Source organism: Pseudomonas sp. HP_14, from assembly GCF_055283875.1.
In genome coordinates this window covers 248,048-270,135 of record NZ_JBTOQI010000044.1, presented here as the reverse complement: position 1 = coordinate 270,135, position 22,088 = coordinate 248,048, and the positions used below count along the sequence as shown (strand labels likewise).

Annotated in this window: 21 protein-coding genes; 9 read left to right on the top strand and 12 right to left on the bottom strand. The window is 56.5% G+C overall.

The genetic code is table 11. The features are described from left to right. Positions 1-219 precede the first annotated feature (219 nt). The 6 genes from msrQ to ACYASS_RS24240 all read right to left on the bottom strand — a co-directional run bounded on the left by msrQ (position 220) and on the right by ACYASS_RS24240 (position 6,214). Complete coding sequence (gene msrQ, locus ACYASS_RS24265; RefSeq protein WP_463587996.1) at positions 220-840, bottom strand: protein-methionine-sulfoxide reductase heme-binding subunit MsrQ; 621 nt, start codon at positions 838-840, stop codon at positions 220-222. Next, the gene (gene msrP, locus ACYASS_RS24260; protein ID WP_463587995.1) at positions 840-1,853 is read right to left on the bottom strand and encodes a protein-methionine-sulfoxide reductase catalytic subunit MsrP; all 1,014 of its coding nucleotides are present in this window, start codon (positions 1,851-1,853) and stop codon (positions 840-842) included. Before msrP ends, msrQ begins: the two co-directional genes overlap by 1 nt. Positions 1,854-1,916: 63 nt before the next feature. Further along, on the bottom strand, positions 1,917-2,774 hold the full coding sequence (gene pssA / locus ACYASS_RS24255; RefSeq protein WP_243247250.1) for a CDP-diacylglycerol--serine O-phosphatidyltransferase: 858 nt from the start codon (positions 2,772-2,774) through the stop codon (positions 1,917-1,919). A 157-nt stretch (positions 2,775-2,931) separates the two neighbouring features. Beyond that, positions 2,932-3,948: a ketol-acid reductoisomerase gene (ilvC, locus tag ACYASS_RS24250; protein WP_027900358.1), complete on the bottom strand. Its 1,017-nt coding sequence runs from the start codon at positions 3,946-3,948 to the stop codon at positions 2,932-2,934. 47 nt (positions 3,949-3,995) lie between these two features. Then, positions 3,996-4,487, bottom strand: a complete 492-nt coding sequence (gene ilvN, locus ACYASS_RS24245) for an acetolactate synthase small subunit (RefSeq protein ID WP_020293234.1) — start codon at positions 4,485-4,487, stop codon at positions 3,996-3,998. A 2-nt stretch (positions 4,488-4,489) separates the two neighbouring features. Next, entirely contained in the window at positions 4,490-6,214 is a 1,725-nt protein-coding gene (locus ACYASS_RS24240; protein ID WP_463587994.1) for an acetolactate synthase 3 large subunit, read from the bottom strand. Positions 6,215-6,616: 402 nt separating this feature from the next. On the opposite strand from ACYASS_RS24240, the gene ACYASS_RS24235 reads away from it, so the two are divergent. Continuing rightward, positions 6,617-7,048, top strand: a complete 432-nt coding sequence (locus ACYASS_RS24235; protein ID WP_463587993.1) for a DUF4124 domain-containing protein — start codon at positions 6,617-6,619, stop codon at positions 7,046-7,048. A 239-nt stretch (positions 7,049-7,287) separates the two neighbouring features. Here the strand turns inward: ACYASS_RS24235 and ACYASS_RS24230 are convergent, their stop codons facing one another. Genes ACYASS_RS24230 through mrcB form a run of 3 tightly spaced genes read right to left on the bottom strand, consistent with a single transcriptional unit; the run spans position 7,288 to position 10,701 of the window. Next, a complete protein-coding gene (locus ACYASS_RS24230) occupies positions 7,288-7,617 on the bottom strand; it encodes a YqcC family protein (RefSeq protein ID WP_243247248.1) in 330 nt (109 codons plus the stop codon). Next, complete coding sequence (locus ACYASS_RS24225) at positions 7,617-8,348, bottom strand: tetratricopeptide repeat protein (protein ID WP_463587992.1); 732 nt, start codon at positions 8,346-8,348, stop codon at positions 7,617-7,619. The genes ACYASS_RS24230 and ACYASS_RS24225 overlap by 1 nt, the downstream gene beginning before the upstream one ends. Before the next feature lie 31 nt (positions 8,349-8,379). Then, complete coding sequence (gene mrcB / locus ACYASS_RS24220) at positions 8,380-10,701, bottom strand: penicillin-binding protein 1B (protein WP_243247246.1); 2,322 nt, start codon at positions 10,699-10,701, stop codon at positions 8,380-8,382. Between the two features lie 129 nt (positions 10,702-10,830). Here mrcB and ACYASS_RS24215 point away from each other — a divergent pair, with 129 nt between their 5' ends. The 3 genes from ACYASS_RS24215 (at position 10,831) to ACYASS_RS24205 (ending at position 13,288) form a co-directional block, all read left to right on the top strand. Continuing rightward, entirely contained in the window at positions 10,831-12,369 is a 1,539-nt protein-coding gene (locus ACYASS_RS24215) for a bifunctional aminoglycoside phosphotransferase/ATP-binding protein (protein WP_463587991.1), read from the top strand. A 100-nt stretch (positions 12,370-12,469) separates the two neighbouring features. Continuing rightward, positions 12,470-12,814 (top strand): pentapeptide repeat-containing protein, encoded by a 345-nt coding sequence (locus ACYASS_RS24210; protein WP_243247244.1) that lies wholly within the window; start codon positions 12,470-12,472, stop codon positions 12,812-12,814. Positions 12,815-13,015: 201 nt separating this feature from the next. Continuing rightward, positions 13,016-13,288: a TfoX/Sxy family protein gene (locus tag ACYASS_RS24205; protein WP_243247243.1), complete on the top strand. Its 273-nt coding sequence runs from the start codon at positions 13,016-13,018 to the stop codon at positions 13,286-13,288. 242 nt (positions 13,289-13,530) lie between these two features. Here ACYASS_RS24205 and deoC read toward each other — a convergent pair whose 3' ends face one another. Beyond that, positions 13,531-14,319 (bottom strand): deoxyribose-phosphate aldolase, encoded by a 789-nt coding sequence (gene deoC, locus ACYASS_RS24200; protein WP_463587990.1) that lies wholly within the window; start codon positions 14,317-14,319, stop codon positions 13,531-13,533. 362 nt (positions 14,320-14,681) lie between these two features. Between deoC and ACYASS_RS24195 the strand changes: the two genes are divergently transcribed. Continuing rightward, positions 14,682-15,011, top strand: coding sequence for a Rieske (2Fe-2S) protein (locus ACYASS_RS24195; RefSeq protein ID WP_463587989.1), 330 nt, complete (start codon positions 14,682-14,684; stop codon positions 15,009-15,011). On the opposite strand, the gene sfsA is transcribed toward ACYASS_RS24195, so the two are convergent. Together sfsA and ACYASS_RS24185 are read right to left on the bottom strand one after the other, a co-directional pair. Continuing rightward, positions 14,975-15,730, bottom strand: a complete 756-nt coding sequence (gene sfsA, locus ACYASS_RS24190; protein ID WP_463587988.1) for a DNA/RNA nuclease SfsA — start codon at positions 15,728-15,730, stop codon at positions 14,975-14,977. The genes ACYASS_RS24195 and sfsA overlap by 37 nt on opposite strands. Next, a complete protein-coding gene (locus ACYASS_RS24185) occupies positions 15,730-16,902 on the bottom strand; it encodes a pyridoxal phosphate-dependent aminotransferase (RefSeq protein WP_243247239.1) in 1,173 nt (390 codons plus the stop codon). Before ACYASS_RS24185 ends, sfsA begins: the two co-directional genes overlap by 1 nt. Positions 16,903-17,254: 352 nt before the next feature. Here ACYASS_RS24185 and dksA point away from each other — a divergent pair, with 352 nt between their 5' ends. The 4 genes from dksA (at position 17,255) to ACYASS_RS24165 (ending at position 22,076) form a co-directional block, all read left to right on the top strand. After that, the gene (gene dksA, locus ACYASS_RS24180; protein ID WP_122666669.1) at positions 17,255-17,698 is read left to right on the top strand and encodes an RNA polymerase-binding protein DksA; all 444 of its coding nucleotides are present in this window, start codon (positions 17,255-17,257) and stop codon (positions 17,696-17,698) included. A gap of 252 nt (positions 17,699-17,950) precedes the next feature. Beyond that, complete coding sequence (gluQRS, locus tag ACYASS_RS24175) at positions 17,951-18,838, top strand: tRNA glutamyl-Q(34) synthetase GluQRS (protein ID WP_463587987.1); 888 nt, start codon at positions 17,951-17,953, stop codon at positions 18,836-18,838. Between the two features lie 123 nt (positions 18,839-18,961). Next, entirely contained in the window at positions 18,962-19,138 is a 177-nt protein-coding gene (locus ACYASS_RS24170) for a hypothetical protein (RefSeq protein WP_003176118.1), read from the top strand. After that, positions 19,122-22,076, top strand: coding sequence for a sensor histidine kinase (locus tag ACYASS_RS24165; RefSeq protein ID WP_243247237.1), 2,955 nt, complete (start codon positions 19,122-19,124; stop codon positions 22,074-22,076). The genes ACYASS_RS24170 and ACYASS_RS24165 overlap by 17 nt, the downstream gene beginning before the upstream one ends. Positions 22,077-22,088 lie beyond the last annotated feature (12 nt).

Sequence of the window (22,088 nt, the reverse complement as noted above, 5' to 3'; positions counted from 1 at the left end):
CTTCGATCAACATCACGTTGCTCGTTAGCGGGAGGCGAATTCTACAGCGTTACAACCTGCTGTCAACTACCTTTTTCACCGCTTTCGATCAACTTCATCGAAACCCCTTCCAAGCCAACTAAACCGTCCAACTCATTGATTACCAAGGAGTTTTTCGTTCCGTCTGCGCCAGAAGAGGTGCGAATTATAGAGAGATTCGAGAGGCCGTCAACCCCTAATTCACGCTTTTGTTGGAACTTTTGGTTTAGACCCAATTACACGCGGGATTCGCCTAGCAATCATTGGGATCCGGAGACTCAGCAACAGCAGACCGATTACTGCATATAAAGACCACTCCTTCAGATCCGCCCTGACAATCCAGAACATATGCAGCAGGCCCAACCCTAAAATCACATAGATAAGCCGATGAAGTTTTTTCCAGCGCGCCCCTAGCCGCCTCTGGCTATAACGATTGGAAGTCACTGCCAGGGTCAGCAGACATATAAAGGCAAGGCTGCCGACGATAATGTATGGACGCTTGACCAACTCCACACCCAACTGCGACCAATCCAGCCCCAATATGAAAACGGCATACGCGCTCATGTGCATGAATACATAAGCAAAGCACCAAAGCCCCAACTGGCGCCTGACAGCAATCCAGCCTGCCCACCCCGTCAGTTTCTGCAATGGCGTCATTGCCAGCGTGATCAGTAGCAGTATCAGGGTGCCAAGGCCGAGCCTGTCGACAAGCACCTTCCCGGGATCAGGCCCCAGCGCAAAGATCCATGCCTGATAAAGCCAGAGCACCGGTGCAACACAAGCAGCTACAAAAACGCCCAAGCGCCAAAACGGGTAACGCATCAATAATTCTTCCGCAAATCCAGACCTGTATATAAGGAGGCAACCTCCTCCCCGTACCCATTGAACATTTCGGTTTGTCGAACATTGGGACTGAACAATCCGCTCGGCAGCCTGCGCTCATGCGCCTGGGTCCAGCGGGGATGATCAACAGTCGGGTTCACGTTGGCATAAAAGCCATACTCGTTAGCTGCGATGCTTTGCCAAGTTGTCTTGGGCTGCTCGCTGACCAGACTGATGCGCACAATGGACTTAACGCTTTTAAAGCCATACTTCCATGGCACCACCAAACGCAACGGCGCGCCATTCTGGTTAGGCAGCTCACGTCCATACATGCCAACCGCAAGAATAGCCAAAGGGTTCATCGCCTCGTCCAGCCGAAGCCCTTCCACATAAGGCCAATCAATCAAGGCAAAACCTGAACGCTGCCCAGACATGGTCTTGGGATCCTGAAGAGTTTCAAAGCGGATGTACTTGGCCTTCGCGGTAGGCTCAACCTGCTTGAGCAAAGCCGAGATTGGAAACCCGATCCAGGGAATGACCATGGACCAGGCCTCTACACAGCGCAGACGATAAATACGCTCTTCCAACTGGTAAGGCTTCATGAAGTCTTCAAGCGCATAACGACCCGGCTTGCCGACCTCACCATCGATAACAACACTCCACGGCTCAGTCTTCAAGGAACCGGCGTTTTGCGCAGGATCGCCCTTGTCGGTGCCAAATTCATAGAAGTTGTTGTAGTGCGTTGCGTCCTTGAAAGGGGTAATCGCTTCCCCCTTGACGTTGACCGCCTGCCATTTGGTGTCGGGAAGCTTTTCGGCAAACCACGCAGGGGCCTTGCCAGGCTCCACATCCGGATACAGAGAAGGGTCGGCAGCGCTCGCCCAGCGCGGCAAGGCACTGACAGCCAAACCGGCAAGCGAAGAACCCAAAAGGGTGCGACGAGAGAGATAGAGAGATTCAGGGGTAACGTCCGATTCTTTGCTATCAGACGCTGAAGGGATTTTGATTAGCATGATGACTCCACAATCCAGAGGAACTGATGCACCAATAGACTGTGGAGTATGGGGGAAATTACATCACTCGGCCGATTTGTGACGACGCAGACGCAATAAATACTGGATAGGACCGGATGCTGCATAAGCGAGGAATATCAGCAGCAGAATGCGCGGCGGATCGCTGAACACCACAGCGAACACCAGCACGACGGCCAGAATCGCGACAAACGGCACTCGCCCTTTCAGGTCCAGCTCTTTAAAGCTGTTGTACTTGATGTTGCTGACCATCAGCATGCCCGCCGCTGCAACCAGCAAAGCCACCAGGAACGACAGTTTGGAACCCTGGATTCCGTAATCGCTGAACGCCCAGACCGTACCGGCAACAACGCCCGCCGCAGCAGGACTCGCCAGGCCGATGAAGTAACGCTTGTCTGCCTTGCCGACCATGGTGTTGAAGCGAGCCAGACGCAACGCAGCGCCAGCGACATAGATGAAGGCAACCATCCAGCCAACTTTGCCCATATCACCCAACGCCCAACCAAAAGCCAGCAGTGCCGGAGCGACACCAAAGGCAACCATGTCGGAGAGTGAGTCATACTCAGCGCCAAATGCACTCTGAGTATTGGTCATGCGCGCCACACGCCCATCCAGGCCGTCGAGCACCATGGCGACGAAGATAGCGATGGCGGCAAATGCGAAATACTTGCTTGCCCCTGCGGAGTCTCCCGCAGCCAGGGCGCTCTGTGCGCTCATCGAACTGATAATGGAATAAAAGCCCGCGAACAGATTCGCAGTAGTGAACAGGTTGGGCAGCAGATAGATGCCGCGATGCCGGACCTTGCGCCCTTCGGCGTCGTGCCCTTCTTCAATATGCTCATCGATCGGTAGCAGGCTTTCGGCGTCAGAGGCCTTGTTTGGCTCTTCAGGACGTTCGCTCATAGACTTTACCTTGCAACGGTGTGGAAAGTTTCGACAGATGCTTGCGACGAGGGTTCGTCTGCAAACGATGCAGCTTTATACCAGATGCGGTCCCGCTTAACGAAAAAACGCGGCCGGTTGGCCGCGTTTTTCTAGCGTTGAACAGCGTCGCGAGGACTTAGTTCTTGGCTTTGTCGACGATCTTGTTGGCACCAATCCAAGGCATCATGGAGCGCAGTTGCTCGCCGATGATTTCGATACCGTGAGCGGCGTTGTTACGACGCTTGGCGGTCATCGAAGGATAGCCGGTAGCACCTTCGCTGATGAACATCTTCGCGTACTCACCGTCCTGGATGCGCTTCAGAGCGTTGCGCATGGCCTGACGGGATTCGGCGTTGATCACTTCAGGACCGGTCACGTACTCGCCGTATTCGGCGTTGTTGGAGATCGAGTAGTTCATGTTGGCGATACCGCCTTCGTACATGAGGTCAACGATCAGCTTCAGTTCGTGCAGGCACTCGAAGTAAGCCATTTCTGGAGCGTAACCGGCTTCAACCAGAGTTTCGAAGCCTGCTTTGACCAGCTCAACAGTACCGCCACACAGAACAGCCTGCTCGCCGAACAGGTCGGTTTCAGTCTCGTCTTTAAATGTGGTTTCGATGATACCGGTACGGCCGCCGCCAACGCCCGAAGCGTAAGACAGTGCAACGTTTTTAGCGTTGCCCGAAGCATCCTGGTAAACAGCGATCAGGTCAGGGATACCGCCGCCTTTGACGAACTCGGTGCGAACAGTGTGACCTGGCGCTTTTGGCGCGATCATGATCACGTCCAGATCGGCACGAGGCACGACCTGGTTGTAGTGGATCGCAAAGCCGTGGGAGAAGGCCAGGGTAGCGCCCTTCTTGATGTTCGGCTCAACTTCATTTTTGTACAGCGCGGACTGGAATTCGTCCGGGGTCAGGATCATGACCAGGTCAGCAGCAGCAACAGCGGAAGCAACGTCAGTCACTTTCAGGCCATGAGCTTCAGCCTTGGCGACAGTAGCCGAACCTTTACGCAGGCCAACAGTGACATCAACGCCGGAGTCTTTCAGGTTGCACGCTTGAGCGTGGCCTTGGGAGCCGTAACCGATGATGGCAACTTTTTTGCCCTGGATGATCGAAAGGTCGCAGTCTTTGTCGTAATAAACTTTCATGGAATTCCCCTGTTATCGTGGCCTTCAGGCCATTTTGCAAAATGAGATTAGATGCTCAGCACTTTGTCGCCACGGGCAATGCCCGTCACGCCGCTGCGTACTGTTTCCAGGATAGCGGCAGTGCCGATGGCCTGAATGAAGCTGTCCAGCTTGTCGCTAGTACCGGTCAGTTGCACGGTATAAACGCTGGCTGAAACGTCAACGATTTGCCCACGGAAAATATCCGTGGTGCGCTTGATCTCGGCGCGCTGAGCGCCAGTAGCCTTCACCTTGATCAGCATCAGTTCACGCTCGATATGGGCGCTCTCCGACAGATCTACCAGCTTGACTACCTCGACCAGCTTGTTGAGGTTTTTGGTGATCTGCTCGATCACCTCATCCTGGCCAACCGTGGTCAGCGTCAGACGCGACAAGGTCGGGTCTTCGGTTGGGGCCACAGTCAGGCTTTCGATGTTGTAGTTGCGCTGCGAAAACAGGCCAACGACGCGAGACAAAGCACCCGGTTCGTTTTCCAGCAAAAGGGAAATGATGTGCCGCATGATTAGGTCCGCTCCGTCTTGCTGAGCCACATATCGCGCATGGAGCCGTCTTTGATCTGCATCGGGTAAACGTGCTCGGTGACGTCAACCTGAATATCGATGAACACCAGACGATCCGTCATGGCGAACGCTTCTTCCATCTTCGGCTTCAGATCTTTCAAATCAGAGATCTTCATGCCGACATGGCCATAAGCTTCGACCAGTTTCACGAAGTCAGGCAGCGACTCCATGTAGGAGTGCGAGTGACGACCGCTGTAGCTCATGTCCTGCCATTGACGAACCATGCCGAGCACGCCGTTGTTGAGCAGGATGATTTTTACAGGCAGACCGTACTGCAGGCAGGTCGACAGCTCCTGGATATTCATCTGGATGCTGCCTTCACCTGTTACGCAAGCGACATGCGCCTCAGGGAAGCTGAGCTTGACGCCCATCGCAGCCGGAAAGCCAAAGCCCATGGTGCCCAGACCGCCAGAGTTGATCCAGCGATTCGGTTTGTTGAAGCGATAGTACTGCGCAGCAAACATCTGATGCTGACCAACGTCGGACGTAACAAAAGCATCGCCGTTGGTGACTTCGCACAAGGTCTCGATGACTTTCTGCGGCTTGATGACGCTGCCGTCGCCCGGGTTGTACGGGAACAGGTCACGATCACCACGCCACTCGTCAATCTGCTTCCACCAGCTGGCAACCAGCGCCTTGTCTGGCAGCTCGCCGATCTCTTTGAGGGTCGCGACCATTTCAGTCAGAACGCTCTCAACCGGACCTACGATAGGCACATCTGCCTTGATGGTCTTGGAGATCGAAGCCGGGTCGATATCGATGTGGATAACTTTGGCATTCGGGCAGAACTTGGCAGCGCCGTTGATGACTCGGTCATCGAAACGCGCGCCAACAGCCAGAATCACGTCCGCATGGTGCATCGCCAGGTTGGCGGTGTAGCTGCCGTGCATACCCAGCATGCCGACAAACTGACGGTCCATACCTGGATAGCTACCCAGGCCCATCAGCGTATTGGTCACGGGAGCGTTGAGCTTTTGCGCCAACTCGGTCAGCGGCTCGGAGCCATTGCCCATGATCACGCCGCCACCGGCATAAATGATCGGACGCTTGGCCGCCAGCAGCATTTCGACTGCCTTGCGGATCTGACCTGAGTGACCACGAACAGCCGGGCTGTAGGAGCGCAGCTTGGCTTTCTTGGGGAATACGTATTCGAATTTCTCGGCCGGGTTGGTCATATCCTTCGGGATATCGACAACCACAGGGCCCGGACGACCGGACTGCGCCAGGTAGAAAGCCTTCTTCAGCACTTCCGGGATTTCCGACGGGTGCTTGATCATGAAGCTGTGCTTCACGATCGGCCGGGAAATACCGATCATGTCGGTTTCCTGGAACGCATCGGTGCCGACCAGCGTGCTCGCGACCTGCCCGGACAGCACGACCATTGGAATCGAATCCATGTAAGCCGTGGCGATGCCGGTGATTGCGTTGGTAGCACCCGGACCGGAAGTTACCAGCACCACACCGGCCTTGCCGGTGGCGCGCGCATAGCCGTCAGCCATGTGCGTCGCCGCTTGCTCGTGACGAACAAGGATGTGATTAACGGCTGGCTCTTTGAACAGGGCGTCGTAAATGTGCAGGAGGGCACCGCCTGGGTACCCATAGATATGCTTAACGCCTTCGTCACGCAAAAAGCGGACGACCATTTCAGCGCCGGATAAGAGCTCCACGTTGTTCACCTCTAAAACGCCAGAATACCGTCCACAAACGAGGACGGGTCTTAATAGGTTTTACTGCCAAGCAGAGCATGAGCGACGGTGGTCGCCGACTACGTCAGCACTGACTGAGCAAGTATTGGGTAACCCCTGAGTGTTTCGGGGCGTTCCCACCCAGCGCGAGGTAACGCGTTGCGGGTGTTACAGGTCGGCGCGGGTGTGCGCCTCATGATCTACCGAGATGGTCTGCTTCTGGCAGTCCCTTCACAGCGAACTTTGGATTGTTGTGATTCGCCTGCCCCAAGTCAAGTCATCCGTGAGCTTTCTTCCAATTAACCGCACCAAACTGCGTCGAATAAGGTCATTGAGATGGCCTTGTGGTAGCTTTCAGGGCAAACGTATCTGGAAGGAAGCAACATGCGTTGCATGATTTTCGCGGCGATTATAGCGACGGCGTTCAGCGTCCCAGCCCATGCGGCTCAAATTTATAAATGGGTCGATGACCAGGGCGTTACTCATTTCGACGCCCAGCCCCCGGCCGGGCGACAAACCCAGCAGATCGATATCCAGAAACCGCCTGCCGCGCCCGCCACTTCAGAGAGTTCAAAGTCGGCAATAGAAGCTGAGGCTGAGCAGCGGGAAATTAACAATGCAGTCAAAAAGAAAGTCGCCCAGCAAGACGCCCGACGCGCCGAGGACTGCAAAATCCTGCGCACCAATCTCGCCCAGTTGCAGAACAACCCTCGCGTACGCGAGCAAGTTGAAGGGGGGCTGAAACGCCTTTCAGAAGATGAGCGGCAAGGTCGTATTGCAGAAACGCAAAAGGCAATAAACGAATATTGCCTTTAATAGCCTGCTGAAAGGGCCCTCAAGCTACCTATAGGACATTGAACAGCTGCGATTTTTACGTGGGAGCGGTGCTTGCCCGCGATGGGAACACCGCGATTTATCCTTGAGACCGCGTCGCCCTTATCGCGGGCAAGCACCGCTCCCACATGGAACCTAGATTGCTGCGCGACAGCGCGATGCCATAGACACCGAGGCCTCTCCTACAGGAGAAGCGACAGCCGAAGCACCATTCGTGATGATCACCGGGCCTGGCTGATCAGCCGATCAAACTGGGCAAGTAACTGCTGCAAAGGCTGGGTTTCACGCTGGCGTGTCGCGTAGACCATCTCAGCCATTTCAAGAATGCCCGAGGCATTTGGTAACGGTAGATCGTTCTCCAGAATCAACTTCATTCTTGGCAGGAAAATCCACTGCAGCCACTGCTCGAACTCAAGCGTATCAACGCAGAACGGCTCGCCACTGGAAAGCGCCTGCTCACTGGGCGGCAGATCACTCCACCAGCCCAGTACACGCAATTCGCGCTCGATCAGCAGCAAATGCTCCGCGACCTCAGGAAAGCGCTGATCCATCAAGCGCCAACCCTGGCTTTTTGACGCGCCAGAGCAGCGCCGGCGGCGTCACCCTGTTTTTCACGCGCCTGAGCGATGATGTCCCAAAGACTGGCCTGCAGACTTGGACGCCCATTGGCATAAGTCAAACCACGACGCGCCAGTTGCTCGGCCTGCGCAGCGTCCCCTTGGGCCAGTCGCACCTGAGCCAATCGATAGATGACTTGCGGCTCACGAGGAGCAACGCGCTGCGCACGCTCAAGGCTTGACGACGCACCGTTGAGGTCGCCGCCGTTCTGCTGCTGCTGAGCAGTGGTCAACAACGCCAGAACCGGGCCATCAAGTTGCTCGTCGGCGGACAACCCACTACCGGAAGACGGGATCCCACTAGGTGTCGAAGCAGGCATGTTGTAAGTATTGCTGGTGACAGGCGCGCTGACCGAAGAAGTATCAATCGGCGGGCTGACACTGATCGGCGCCTGCCCAACCGGAGCGGCATAGGTATCGATAGGCGCAGAACTACCGCCGCCTCCACCTGGAATCATGACCACGACACCGGAATCCTGCGGCACGGACTGAGCCTGTGCAGGAGCCTGAGCAACGCTTGCCCGAGAAGCACCATTGCGCGAAACACGTTCGCTATTGGAAACCTTGGAGCCCGAATCCACCACTGGAATTGAACCCCGCTCTACGCTGGCACAACCATTGAGCAAAGCCAGAGCTGTTATCGCTGGAATCAACCACTTGTTCACTTTAGATCCTCTTTGGGCGCTCTCAATTCTTCTAGTTCAGCCAACCCTTGACCCAATCCATCACTTCCTGAGCCGGGGCCGCAGGACCGCCACATGCAGCGCCGGGTGCCGGTTCACTGCCGCGAATATACGGCATCTGCACCGCGTTCGGGCAACCCGCATCGGAGCCCTCTCCTGTCGCGGCATTAACCCAGACCTGCACCACGTTATCAGGCTGCGCCATGTCCAGCGGCAGCGGATCTGCCTTTTTCATGAAACTGGTCCAGACCTGCAATGCACCGGTCGCGCCAGTGAACGGCGTTTTGCCGTTGTCATCTCGACCAAGCCACACAACCGCCAGCAGATCCTGACTGAAGCCTGCAAACCAGCTGTCGCGAGAATCGTTGGTCGTCCCGGATTTACCCGCCAGGTTTAACGAGCTTGGCAGTACGTTATAAACAGAACGTCCCGTACCTTCGCGCATCACCCGCTGCATCGCATTTTGCAGGAGGTAGATCGAGCCCGGATCGAAACGCTGCTGGATCTGGAACGGGTAGCGTTTGAGCGGTTCGCCCTCGGCAGTCAGAACGCTACGAATCCCTCGCATCGGGGTATTGAAACCGCCGTTCGCGATGGTCTGGAACATTGTCGCAACCTGAATCGGACTCAACGCACCGGCACCCAACAACATCGAAGGGTAAGCAGGCCAGTCAACGTCAACACCTAGCTTGCCGATGGTTTTGAATACATTCGGCACACCGACTTCAAGGCCGAGCTTGGCACTGGACAAGTTGTAGGAATGCGCCAACCCCTGATACAGGAAGATATTACCGTGAGCCTTGTGGTCGAAGTTTTGCGGCTTCCATACCTGACCGTCAGCACCTTTTACCTGAAACGGCTCATCCGCCACCCAACTGGTCAAGGTGTACTGGCTCGGGCGCTCCAGTGCAGTGAGGTAAATGGACGGTTTGACCAATGAGCCAATTGGACGCACTGCGTCGATGGCCCGATTGAAACCGGCATAACCTGCCTTGCGACTGCCGATCAATGCCTGGACTTCACCTGTTTCCGGGTTAGTCACAACCATGGCGGCTTCGACGTCATCTACGCCTTTGCGACCCGACAGACGTTTAAACGTCTCGCTCATGGCCGATTCAGACTTCATCTGCAGGATCGGATCAAAGCTGGTGAAGATACGCAGACCTTCTTCGGTCAAGTCCTCGTCGCGATAGTCTTCGCGCAACTGACGTTTGACCAGATCAAGGAAGCCAGGGAAAGAGCTGTCAGCCAAGCTACCGGTCTTGGTTACACCCAGCGGCATTTTCTTGGCCGCTGCCACCGCTTCAGGTGTGGCAACACCCTGCTGCTCCAGCAGGTCGAGCACCAGATTGCGTCGTTCAAGTGCACGTTCCGGATTACGTCGCGGGTTGTAATAGGAAGGCCCTTTAACCAGACCGACCAGCAACGCGACCTGATGTAACTTCAGCTCAGACAATGGCTGGCTGAAGAAATACTGACTGGCAAGGCCAAAGCCGTGCACCGCACGTTGGCCGTCCTGACCGACGAACACCTCGTTAAGGTAAGCCTCAAGAATTTCCTGCTTGCTGTAATGAATCTCCAGCAAAACAGCCATCATCGCTTCAGTCAGCTTGCGGGTAAGGCTGCGTTCGTTGGTCAGGTAGAAATTCTTGACCAACTGCTGGGTCAGCGTACTGCCGCCTTGACGCATTTGTCCGGCTGACGCGTTCACCCAGAATGCCCGGGCGATCGACTTGGGCGACACACCGAAGTGGTGATAAAAATCACGGTCTTCAACAGTTACAAGTGTATCAAGCAGATACGGCGGAGCCTGATCGAGCTTGATCAGGATGCGGTCTTCCAGATTCTTGGGGTACAGCCCGCCGATCATCAGGGGTTCCAGGCGAGCAACTGCCAGCTTGGCACCATTGGCCGAGGAAAGGTCTGCAACGTAATCGCCAGAGAAACGCACACGGATCTGCTGCGCTGGATCGGAGCCTTCATAGAACTGAAAACCGCGGGTATTAAGGTCCACGGTGTTGCCACTGACGGCAGCGGCGCCCGGACCGTTCGCAACGCTTTCCCGTCGATAGCCCAGCGCATCAAGCTCAATCAGGAAGTCATCCTTGCTGAGCTTCTGCCCAACAAATAGCTCAAGCGGGCGCGCATACACCTTGGCCGGGATCATCCAGCGTTTGCCGGAAAATTTCTCCTGAACAATGGCGTCGAGGTAAATAGCGAAGCCAGCCAGCACGACGAGCCCGACAATGCCGAGCTTCAACCCCCAGCCTAACCAGGTACGAAGGCCGCCAGAGGCAGGTTTTTTTGCTTTGCGAGAGGATCGAGTACGAGTCATGGCGGCGGATTATACGCACTTTGCCGGGGTTCGACAGACACCCTTACCGGAGGTTTGCAGCCTCGCGCCAAGCGGCCATAATGGCCACCTTGACGCATTTAATGAAACATCACTCTTGAAGGATCGTCCGTGAGCCAGTCACTGATTGCAGCCCTGCAGAACCCCGCCCTGTTTCCACATCCGGTCGAGGGCTTCCAGCTCATCGAAACGCACATTTCGTGGGTGCTGCTCACCGGCCCCTTCGTTTACAAATTCAAGAAACCCGTCAACTTCGGTTTTCTGGACTTCACGACGCTGTCTGCTCGTGAGCACTTCTGCAAAGAAGAGTTGCGTCTCAACCAGCGCCTGACCAACGACCTGTACCTGGAAGTCATCCCGGTAACAGGCAGCGCCGAAGCGCCGCAATTGGGTGGCGAAGGCGAAGTCATCGAATACGCATTGAAAATGCGCCAGTTCCCGCAGGAAGGGCTGCTGAGCACTTTGCAGGCAAATGGTGAATTGACACCTGCACACATCGATAATATTGCGACCCAGATCGGTCAATTCCATATCGCCGCCCCGAAGGTCGGCCCGGAAAACGAATTGGGCTCGCCTGACAGTGTCATGGCGCCGGTCCTGCAAAACTTTGAACAAATTCGCCCGCTAATCAGCGAAAAGACCGACCTTCTGCAACTCGATGCCTTGCAAGCCTGGGCCGAATCGAGCTTCGAAAGGCTCAAACCACTCCTCGCCCAGCGCAAATCAGACGGGTTCATCCGCGAGTGCCACGGCGACATCCATCTGGGCAACATCACCCTGATCAATGACAAGGTCGTCATTTTCGACTGCATCGAATTCAACGAACCGTTCCGCATGACAGACGTCTATGCCGATATCGGCTTCCTGGCGATGGACCTGGAAGACCGTGGCCTGAAGTCTCTGGCACGCCGCCTTGTCAGCCAGTATCTGGAGTTGACCGGTGACTATCAGGGCTTGGAGCTGCTGAATTTCTACAAGGCCTATCGCGCACTGGTACGCGCCAAGGTTGCGCTGTTCAGCCTGCCCGCAGATGCCGACGCGGTTCAACGCGGTGCCACCCTGCGCCAGTACCGCAACTACGCCAACCTTGCGGAAAGCTATAGCGCCATCCCATCGCGCTTTCTGGTCATCACCCACGGCGTCTCTGCAGTGGGCAAGAGCCACGTTGCCAAGCGCCTTGTGGAATCGCTGGGGGCTGTACGCCTGCGCTCGGACGTGGAACGCAAGCGTCTGTTTGCCGGTCAGGACGCCAACCTTTATGAAGCCGATGCCAGTAACGCGACTTATAACCGCCTGCATGAGCTTGCCGGAGTAGTCCTGCGCGCCGGGTTCCCGGTGGTGATCGATGCCACGTATCTTAAACAGACGCAGCGCAAAGCCGCCTCGAAAGTCGCCGAAACTACTGGTGTGCCGTTCCTGATTCTGGACTGCGATGCACCGGAGGCTGTCATCGCTGGCTGGCTCGCTCAGCGTCAGGCAGAAAACACCGACCCGTCAGACGCAACAATGGAAGTTATCCAGGCCCAACAAGCCAGCCGCGAACCGCTGACAGCAGAAGAAACCCTGCACAGCAAACGCGTCGAAACCAATAAAAGCAGTGATCTCGACAGCCTGATCGAAAACCTTCGTCAGCGCCTTCCTGCGCTCTAAAACAATGTTTTGAGCCGTTTGGCAGTTAGTGCTTCACGGCTTCAAAATAGTGGCGATATACTGGCGTCATAATTCTAACGGAACGGAAAAGCGAGGCGCTATGAGTCAGCCCAAAGTACTGGATTCCCCGCTGTACGCGATGTTGCGTAACGACGATGTGGCCGGGTTCAACCAGGAAAAACCCAAGTCAGGCACGATCGATTTCAAGGGCGGTGATTTCCGCGGACTGGACTTGCGCAACCTCGACACAGCCGGCATCGACTTCACCGATGCGTACTTCCGCTCCGCCGACCTGCGCGGGCTTGACCTGAGCAGCACGCCGCTGGAAGGAGCAAGCATTGCACATGCCCAGATTTCCGGAACGTTCTTCCCGCGCGAACTGACCGCAGACGAAATTCTGATGTCAGTCAACTTCGGTACACGCTTGCGCTACCGAACGCACTGAAACTTCCGCACGTTCCGTATTGATCACGCCCGCATGTGCAATGCATGCCGGGCCGTGTTCGTACTGCCCCGCCGTCCACTGATCACCTGAAGCTATCTATCCGATCACCGCCCCCTGCGCCTTCCCCCTCAAACGCTACAATCTTTCCAGACTTGCCATGTTTTCACCCACAGTCAGAGCTCAACATTGCACGGAGGCATGATGAACGATGAACTGCAGCACCTGAAAAACGTCGGCAAGACGTCAGCACAATGGTTACACGCCGTGGGCATACACAGCGCTTCGGATTTACGTCGAATGGGGGCTGTGGATGCTTATCGGGCGGTCCGAAAGCGAGGATTTCGAGCCACCAAAGTGCTGTTGTATGCGATTGATGCAGCGCTAATGGACATTCACTGGAATGACCTGCCCAACGATCGCAAAGACGTTTTGAACAAAATGGTCAGCCATCGGGCAGGCTCTGGAAAGGGTTGATTGAGCCGCTCCTGAAAATAGATGAGAAGAAGTCATTGACTTGCAAATGAGAATCGATATGATTATCACAGCCGGTCGCGAGACTGGCCGATAGCTGAAAGACCTTGGTTCGGACTTTCAGATTATCTCCTCATCAGGCTAATCACGGTTTTTGACCCGGCTTTTTGCCGGGTCTTTTTTTGCCTGTGATTTTGTCGATGCCAATCTTCGACACAAATGACTTCCTCATGCCACCGGAGTATTCAGTACCCATGCTCATTGGAACCTGGCGCGAAAACTCCGAGCTGCATCAATACATCGTCCAGCAAGCTTGACCCCACCAGCCTTATTCGCTGAGCACTGACCCACTGCGGGCCAAAGCGTGCACGCGCCATATCGATGAACAGCCTGGCGTCGGCAAGGGTCCGCAAGCCACCGCAAAGTTTGAGCCCTACCTGCCCGCCGACTTCAACAATGCACTCAAGCATGATCCGTACAGCCTGGGGGGTAGGAGGGTCTACAAGTTTGCCGGTGCTGGTTTTTATAAAGTTTGCGCCCGCCAAAATCGCCCCTTGGCAGGCATTACGAATGATCTGGGGGTCACGCAGATCGCCCACCTCCAGCGTCACGGTTAGCACAGTGCGAGGGCCGCATGCAGCACGGCATGCAGCAATCATGTCTTTCCCCGTCTGCTGATCGCCCGAAAGCAGCGTACGAAACGGGTACACCATGTCGATCTCATCGGCGCCCGACATGACCGCCGCACGCGTTTCAGAGACAACTGCCTCAATGCCCGGCGAGCCATAAGGGAAATTGACCACAGCCACCACGCGAATATCGCGATGGAGTAGGCGATCCAGAGTCGTTCGCGCCAACAACACGAAGCGCGGATAGACGCAGATGCCCGCGATAGGCCCTAAGGGCGTCATAGCCCGCTGACATAAACCCACGACTCGGGCCTCAGTGTCGTTGACATCCAGCGCCATCAAATCGAACAGGCCAATCACCTGGCGTGCCAATTGCTCATCTTCATCGCAGATATCCATGCTCATAGGTCGTCCTGATACGCTTCAAACAATCAAAGCCAGAAGATATATGAGCCAGCGACCAGCAGAATGCCGTTAGGAACAAGAGAGAGATGGACTACGTGAGAACCGGAAGTTTCTGAACCGGGCATGATGTCTCACCCCCAGTCTCGTCCGCCACTGCGGCAGTTTCATAAGGTAACGGTTGATACTCGAACATTACGAGACCGTCGTGGGACCGGATTTATCCGGGAAGACGCCAGTACATCCGCACGCAATAGTCCTGCTCGCCCTTGGCTGTCGTCGAGATTTGATCATCCACATCCCTGCAAAGACTGACACACTGCCAGGCCTGAGAACCCATCTTCACGCGCCCAACGGAGGCCCTGGTGAAACTGCTCTGTACCGGTGACCAATTGCCGGAAGCCCAAAGCCGCGGCTTTGAAATCAATGGCCGAAAACTGTTCGCCACGCGTCGCAACGGGCAGGTGTTCGTCTATGACAACCGCTGCCCACATCGAGGCGTGCCACTGGAATGGCAGCCCGACCAGTTTCTGGACCCCAGCGCGAGTTTGATTCACTGCGCGACTCACGGGGCCTTGTTCCTCATTGAAAGCGGCGAATGTGTGGCAGGCCCTTGTGAAGGACAGTCATTACGCGGCATTACCAGCCACGAAGATCATCAAGGCATCTGGATTGATATACCCGATGCCGATTGATCAGTTTCTACGCCCCAGCGCAGCGTCAAGGGACGATCAATGAAGATTTCCTCTGGTGTCAGATGCACGCCATACGCCAACACCTCAACGCCCGCCTCAACCGCCTCGCGCAACGCGGCAGCGTAGCCTGGGTCAATCTCCTGGGCCGGTCGCACGGCTTCAATGCCCGTCAGATTGACGCAGTACAACAACACCGCACGCACACCTTCGCGAGCCAGGGTCGCCAGTTCCCGCAAGTGGCGGGCACCACGTTGGGTGACCGCATCTGGAAACGCCGCCACTGCGCTGTCGTCAAAGCCCAGCGTGACGCTTTTGACCTCTACATAAGCCGGTCCCTGCGGATAATCCAGGCGGAAATCCACCCGGCTTTTTTCCTGACCGTAGGCCACTTCCCGCTTGAGCGCAGTAAAACCATTCAGTTCGGTTATGACGCCGGCGCGCAAAGCCTCCTCTACCAAGGTATTCGCCCGCCCGGTGTTGACGCAGGCCAACCGTCCCTGAGGGGTTTCGCTGATTTCCCAGGTGCCGGGCAACTTGCGCTTTGGATCGTTGGAGCGGCTGAACCACACACGCCCACCGGGCATCATGCAATTGAACATTGACCCCGTATTGGGGCAGTGGATGGTCAGCAATTCGCCTTTGTCAGTCTGAATATCCGCCAGAAAACGCTTGTAGCGCACCAACAGCAAACCCTGTTCAAGCTCTGGAGAAAAACGCATCAGCCTTGCCAGCTCCTTAAGCCGCGAGCAATGCGCTCTACCGCCTCTTGTAAACGCGGCAGGCTCTGGGTATAGGCGAAGCGCACGTGGTGCCCCGCCTGGAAGCGGCCAAAGTCCAGCCCCGGCGTGAACGCAACGTGTTCAGTTTCAAGGAAGTGCTGACAGAAAGAGAACGCATCGCCGCCGAACGTGCTGATGTCGGCATACAGATAAAACGCACCTTCGGGTTCCACCGCGATACCGAAACCGAGCTCGCGTAACGCCGGTAACAGGAAGTCGCGACGCAGCCCGAACTCGGTACGACGCTGCTCCAGGATTTCCAGCGTCTCTGGCTCAAAGCAAGCCAGCGCAGCATACTGGGCCATGCTAGGCGCGCTGATATAAAGATTCTGGGCCAGCTTTTCCAGATCAGCCACAGCGTCCTGAGGAGCAACCAGCCAGCCCAGTCGCCAACCGGTCATGCCGAAATACTTTGAAAAACTATTGAGAACGAACGCCTCATCATCGACTTCCAGCACACTCGCAGCATCAGTGCCATAAGTCAGACCGTGATAGATCTCGTCTACCACCAGGTGCCCGTTGCGCGCCTTGAGGGTAGAGGAAAGCGCTGCCAGCTCATCGCGACTCAGCAAGGTACCGGTCGGGTTCGCAGGCGATGCAACCAGCGCGCCGACGCTGTCCCGATCCCAATGCCGTGCCACCAGATCCGGAGTCAGTTGATAGCGTTCCTGAGGACCAACCGGGACCAATTGTGCAGCGCCTTCCACGAGGCGCAGAAAGTGCCGGTTACACGGGTAACCAGGGTCAGCCAGCAACCAGTGCTTGCCGGGGTCAACCAATAAACTGCTGGCCAGGAGCAGCGCGCCCGAACCACCGGGGGTCACCAGAATCCGCCCAGGATCCACAGTCACGCCGTAGCGTTGACCGTAAAAGCCAGCGATGGCCTCACGTAATTCAGGCAGGCCCCGCGCCGCGGTATAACGGGTTTTGCCCGCTGCCAGTGCAGCCTGTCCGGCCGCAACAATGGGTTGCGCCGTGGTGAAGTCAGGCTCACCGATTTCCAGATGAATGACGTCGTGCCCTGCCGCCTGCAATTCATTCGCCCGTGCCAGCAACGCCATGACATGGAATGGTTCGATGGCGCGACTGCGCGCACTGTAGGGCTGAGCCATTATCCTTCCTTAATTTGATCCGACCGGATGCCCGCAGACATACAAAATGATGAGCGATTCTACCCAAGCACTCATCTGCACAGGGAAGTTAATCACGCCCCGACAACAGTGGAGTGCGGAGCAAAATCTATCCAAATGGGTGTAACGCGTTTCAGGCGTGGAACGTTTTCTTCAGGCCCGCGTCTGTTGCAACGGCCATTAACCGCCCAGACCGAATGCACGCTCGACAACCGGGAGTAGCGCGCTCCGATTCGATCTGGTAAGTTCGCCCGCTTGCAGCCGCAGGGCCGGCAGGTGCCGGTGATGGATATTTTCCTGCGCAATGGATTAAAGAGTGAGAGGCGGTCCATTCATGCCCACCCAAGAAAAGCAGCAGAACAACCAGCTGAACGGTGACTTCAAGCCTTACGAACTCGGTAAGGGTGAAGAGTATATGAGCGCTGAAATGCGCGGCCACTTCACGAAAATCCTCAACGGCTGGAAGCAGCAGTTGATGAATGAAGTCGATCGCACCATGACTCACATGAAGGACGAGGCTGCCAACTTTCCTGATCCGGCCGATCGCGCCAGCCAGGAAGAAGAATTCAGTCTTGAGCTTCGCGCTCGTGATCGCGAGCGCAAGTTGATCAAGAAGATCGACAAGACGCTGCAATTGATCGAAGACGAAGAATACGGCTGGTGCGAATCATGCGGCGTAGAGATCGGCATCCGCCGCCTCGAAGCCCGCCCGACCGCCGACCTTTGCATCGACTGCAAAACGTTGGCAGAAATCAAGGAAAAGCAGGTCGGCAAGTAATACGACCCGCAACCTTGCACACAAAGGACGCTTCGGCGTCCTTTGTTGTTTCTGGAACTCAACAACCGTCATTCCCCCGCCACAATCGCTTTAATTGAAATGCTTTCCCTGTGGGGCGGTATTTGATCCGGGCAGCAAACATGAGACTGCGCTCTTCCGTTGGAGCGGTCGCGGGCATACATAAGTCTCCTAAAGGTTTAGCCTATTTTTTCAGTCTCGAAGCAAACCTCAATCTCCAGTAACATCCGCCCCATGAAATCCCCCTCTTACATCGGGCGCTTTGCGCCAACGCCCAGCGGTTATCTGCACTTTGGCTCACTGGTCGCGGCACTCGCGTCTTACCTCGATGCACGCGCAGTCGGTGGCCAGTGGCTGATGCGCATGGAAGACCTCGACCCGCCTCGAGAAGTCGCGGGTGCTCAAAGCGCCATTCTCGAGACGCTCGAACGCTACGGTTTTGAATGGGACGGCCAACTGGTCACGCAGAGCCATCGTCACGAGGCTTATCAGGAAGTCATCAATCGCTGGTTCAGCCATGGCCTTGCCTACGCCTGCACCTGCTCGCGCAAACAGCTCGAACCGTTTCAGGGTATTTATCCAGGCACCTGCAGAAACGCCGGACACTCGCCTCAAGAGGCTGCCATCCGCATCCGGGTACCGGAACTGCTGTACCGGTTTGAAGACCGGGTGCAAGGCACGTTTCAACAACATCTCGGTCGGGACGTCGGCGACTTTGTCATACGCCGTCGCGACGGGTTTTATGCCTATCAACTGGCAGTCGTCATTGATGACGCCATGCAGGGCGTGACCGATATCGTCCGCGGCGCCGACCTGCTCGACTCTACCCCGCGCCAGCTTTACCTTCAGGAATTACTTGGCGCACCGCAACCGCGTTATCTGCACGTACCGCTGATTACCCAGCCCGACGGCCACAAGCTTGGCAAAAGCTATCGTTCGCCGCCCCTGGAAGCCGATCAGGCAACGCCACTGCTGCTGCGAGCTTTGCGCGCACTGGGCCAGCAAACAGAATCTGCACTCGCGTACGGCACCCCTCAAGAGGTATTGAAGTGGGCAATCGAGCGCTGGAACGTTTCCGCAATTCCTCGCCAACGGAACCTTGAGGAAGCTGCAATAGACTGAGATAGAGCGGTCGACGCAAACTGCCATACGCAGCCGCTCACGCGACGCTTGCAGGTTACTCGCCATCCGTTACCATGCCGCTCCTCAACTGCCGCAACGCGAATGAATCGTGAAGGAGGCCAAATGTATATTTACCGCTTGGTCTTGTTGCTGGTAGTCGGCATTTACCTGTTTTCGCCCGCCATCATGGATTGGTGGATTGATGCCACCGGCGCATGGTATCGGCCTTACTTGCTATGGCTGATCCTGATCGTGGTGACCTTCATTCTCCAGAGTCAAAAAGATGCCGATGAGCTTTAGCCTGACCCAGATGATTCTGGTCAGCGCCGCCTATCTGCTCATGCTGTTTGGCGTGGCGTGGATCAGCGAACGCGGCGTCATCCCGCGCTGGGTGATCCGCCACCCGCTGACCTACACGCTGTCCCTCGGCGTTTACGCCAGTGCATGGGCCTTCTACGGCACGGTGGGTCTGGCGTACCAGTACGGTTACGGCTTCCTGTCCAGCTACCTCGGGGTTTCCGGCGCATTTCTGCTGGCACCCGTGTTGCTCTACCCGATCCTGCGTATCACCCGCACCTATCAACTGTCGTCTCTGGCAGACCTGTTCGCGTTCCGCTTTCGCAGCACCTGGGCAGGAGCACTGACCACAATATTCATGTTGATTGGCGTGCTTCCGCTACTGGCTCTGCAGATCCAGGCCGTGGCCGACTCAATTGGCATCCTGACCCGCGAGCCCGTACAGGATCGAGTCGCCGTGGCCTTCTGCGCGCTGATTACCCTGTTCACGATTTTCTTCGGCTCGCGCCATATCGCCACCCGCGAGAAACACGAAGGACTGGTGTTCGCCATAGCCTTCGAGTCGGTGATCAAACTGGTGGCCATCGGCGGTATCGGTATCTACGCCTTATATGGCGTGTTCGACGGCCCGCAGCAACTCGAACTGTGGCTGCTGCAGAATCAGACCGCCCTCGCCGCCCTGCATACGCCCCTGCAGGAAGGCCCGTGGCGCACACTGTTATTGGTGTTCTTCGCCTCAGCCATCGTCATGCCGCACATGTACCACATGACGTTTACCGAGAATCTCAACCCGCGAGCGCTGGTCAGCGCAAGTTGGGGCCTGCCGCTGTTCTTGTTATTGATGAGCCTGGCCGTGCCGTTGATTCTATGGGCAGGGCTAAAACTTGGCGCAACCACCAGCCCCGAGTTCTTCACGCTGGGCATCGGCATCGCGGTAAACAGCAAGTCACTGGCGCTGCTGGCTTATGTTGGCGGTCTGTCGGCGGCCAGCGGCTTGATCATTGTCACCACGCTGGCATTGTCCGGCATGGCGCTGAACCACCTTGTGCTGCCGCTTTATCAGCCACCGGCGGAAGGTAATATTTACCGCTGGCTGAAGTGGACCCGCCGCGGGCTGATCGTGGCAATCATCATGGCCGGTTATGGGTTCTATCTGTTACTGGGTGCGCAGCAGGACCTGGCCAATCTGGGTATCGTTGCGTTTGTCGCCACCCTGCAATTTCTGCCGGGTGTGCTGTCAGTTTTGTATTGGCCAGCGGCCAATCGACGAGGCTTCATCGCGGGGTTGCTGGCCGGCATCAGCGTCTGGATCGTAAGCATGCTGTTGCCGTTGATTGGCGACTTCAGGGGCTTTTACATCCCGCTGCTGAACATGATTTATGTGCTCGATGACACCAGTTGGCACATGGCAGCGATTGCTTCACTGGCCGCCAACGTACTGGTATTCACCCTGATTTCGCTGTTCAGCAACCCAAGTCCCGAAGAAGCCAGCGCCGCCGAAGCCTGCGCTGTGGATAACGTTCGTCGCCCGCAACGCCGCGAGCTACACGCCGTATCGCCTCAGGAGTTCGCCACGCAACTGGCCAAACCCTTGGGGGCCAAGGCCGCGCAAAAGGAGGTCGAACAGGCATTGCGCGATCTTTACCTGCCATTCGACGAACGTCGGCCTTACGCCTTGCGCCGGTTAAGGGACAGAATCGAAGCCAACCTCTCAGGCTTGATGGGCCCCAGCGTGGCACAGGACATGGTTGAGACGTTTTTGCCGTATAAGTCCAGCGGCGAAAACTATGTCACCGAAGACATCCACTTCATCGAAAGCCGGCTTGAAGACTACCACTCGCGCCTGACCGGTCTGGCAGCTGAGCTTGATGCGCTGCGCCGCTATCACCGCCAGACGCTTCAAGAGCTGCCGATGGGTGTGTGTTCGCTGGCCAAGGATCAAGAGATCCTGATGTGGAACAAAGCCATGGAAGAGCTCACCGGCATTGCCGCCCAGCGCGTCGTGGGCTCTCGGCTTGAGACCATTACCGAACCCTGGAAAGAATTGCTCAGCGGCTTCATTAATGTGCCCGACGAACACTTGCATAAACAGCGTCTGCCTCTGGATGGCCAAATCCGCTGGCTGAACCTGCACAAAGCCGCTATCGATGAACCGCTGGCACCAGGTAACAGCGGGCTGGTGCTGCTGGTTGAAGACCTGACCGAAACACAGATGCTGGAAGACAAACTGGTGCACTCCGAGCGCCTTGCCAGTATTGGTCGCCTGGCAGCCGGGGTTGCCCACGAGATCGGCAACCCGATTACCGGCATTGCCTGCCTTGCGCAAAACCTTCGCGAGGAGCGTGAGGAAGATGGCGAACTGACCGAAATCAGCAGCCAGATCCTCGAACAGACCAAACGCGTTTCACGCATTGTTCAATCATTGATGAGCTTTGCCCACGCAGGCAGCCATCAACATAGCGATGAAGCGGTTTGCCTGGCTGAAGTGGCACAGGATGCCATTGGCCTGCTGGCATTGAACCGGCGCAACTTCGAAGTCCAGTTCTACAATCTGTGCAACCCCGAACACTGGGTCGACGGTGATCCGCAGCGGCTCGCACAGGTACTGATCAACCTGCTCTCCAACGCCCGCGACGCCTCACCTGCCGGTAGCGCCGTCAGGGTCAGGAGCGAAGTATCCGAACACACTGTCGATCTGATCGTAGAAGACGAAGGCAGTGGAATTCCGAAAGCAATCATGGATCGATTGTTCGAACCGTTCTTCACCACCAAGGACCCGGGTGAAGGGACTGGACTGGGCCTCGCGCTGGTCTATTCCATCGTTGAAGAGCATTATGGACAGATCACCATCGACAGCCCGGTTGATACCGAGCACGAGCGCGGGACCCGTATTCGGGTCACACTGCCACGCCATGTCGAAGCGACGTCCGCCGTGAACTGAGCCCGTCGAGAG

Coding starts and splice junctions, on each gene's coding strand:
- ACYASS_RS24170 (WP_003176118.1), top strand. CDS start 18,962: ATGTATATTTACCGCTTGGTCTTGTTGCTGGTAGTCGGCATTTACCTG.
- deoC (WP_463587990.1), bottom strand. CDS start 14,319: ATGAGCATGGATATCTGCGATGAAGATGAGCAATTGGCACGCCAGGTG.
- ilvN (WP_020293234.1), bottom strand. CDS start 4,487: ATGCGGCACATCATTTCCCTTTTGCTGGAAAACGAACCGGGTGCTTTG.
- ACYASS_RS24185 (WP_243247239.1), bottom strand. CDS start 16,902: ATGGCTCAGCCCTACAGTGCGCGCAGTCGCGCCATCGAACCATTCCAT.
- ACYASS_RS24210 (WP_243247244.1), top strand. CDS start 12,470: ATGAGTCAGCCCAAAGTACTGGATTCCCCGCTGTACGCGATGTTGCGT.
- msrQ (WP_463587996.1), bottom strand. CDS start 840: ATGCGTTACCCGTTTTGGCGCTTGGGCGTTTTTGTAGCTGCTTGTGTT.
- msrP (WP_463587995.1), bottom strand. CDS start 1,853: ATGCTAATCAAAATCCCTTCAGCGTCTGATAGCAAAGAATCGGACGTT.
- mrcB (WP_243247246.1), bottom strand. CDS start 10,701: ATGACTCGTACTCGATCCTCTCGCAAAGCAAAAAAACCTGCCTCTGGC.
- ACYASS_RS24165 (WP_243247237.1), top strand. CDS start 19,122: ATGCCGATGAGCTTTAGCCTGACCCAGATGATTCTGGTCAGCGCCGCC.
- dksA (WP_122666669.1), top strand. CDS start 17,255: ATGCCCACCCAAGAAAAGCAGCAGAACAACCAGCTGAACGGTGACTTC.
- ACYASS_RS24205 (WP_243247243.1), top strand. CDS start 13,016: ATGAACGATGAACTGCAGCACCTGAAAAACGTCGGCAAGACGTCAGCA.
- sfsA (WP_463587988.1), bottom strand. CDS start 15,730: ATGCGTTTTTCTCCAGAGCTTGAACAGGGTTTGCTGTTGGTGCGCTAC.
- pssA (WP_243247250.1), bottom strand. CDS start 2,774: ATGAGCGAACGTCCTGAAGAGCCAAACAAGGCCTCTGACGCCGAAAGC.
- ilvC (WP_027900358.1), bottom strand. CDS start 3,948: ATGAAAGTTTATTACGACAAAGACTGCGACCTTTCGATCATCCAGGGC.
- gluQRS (WP_463587987.1), top strand. CDS start 17,951: ATGAAATCCCCCTCTTACATCGGGCGCTTTGCGCCAACGCCCAGCGGT.
- ACYASS_RS24235 (WP_463587993.1), top strand. CDS start 6,617: ATGCGTTGCATGATTTTCGCGGCGATTATAGCGACGGCGTTCAGCGTC.
- ACYASS_RS24230 (WP_243247248.1), bottom strand. CDS start 7,617: ATGGATCAGCGCTTTCCTGAGGTCGCGGAGCATTTGCTGCTGATCGAG.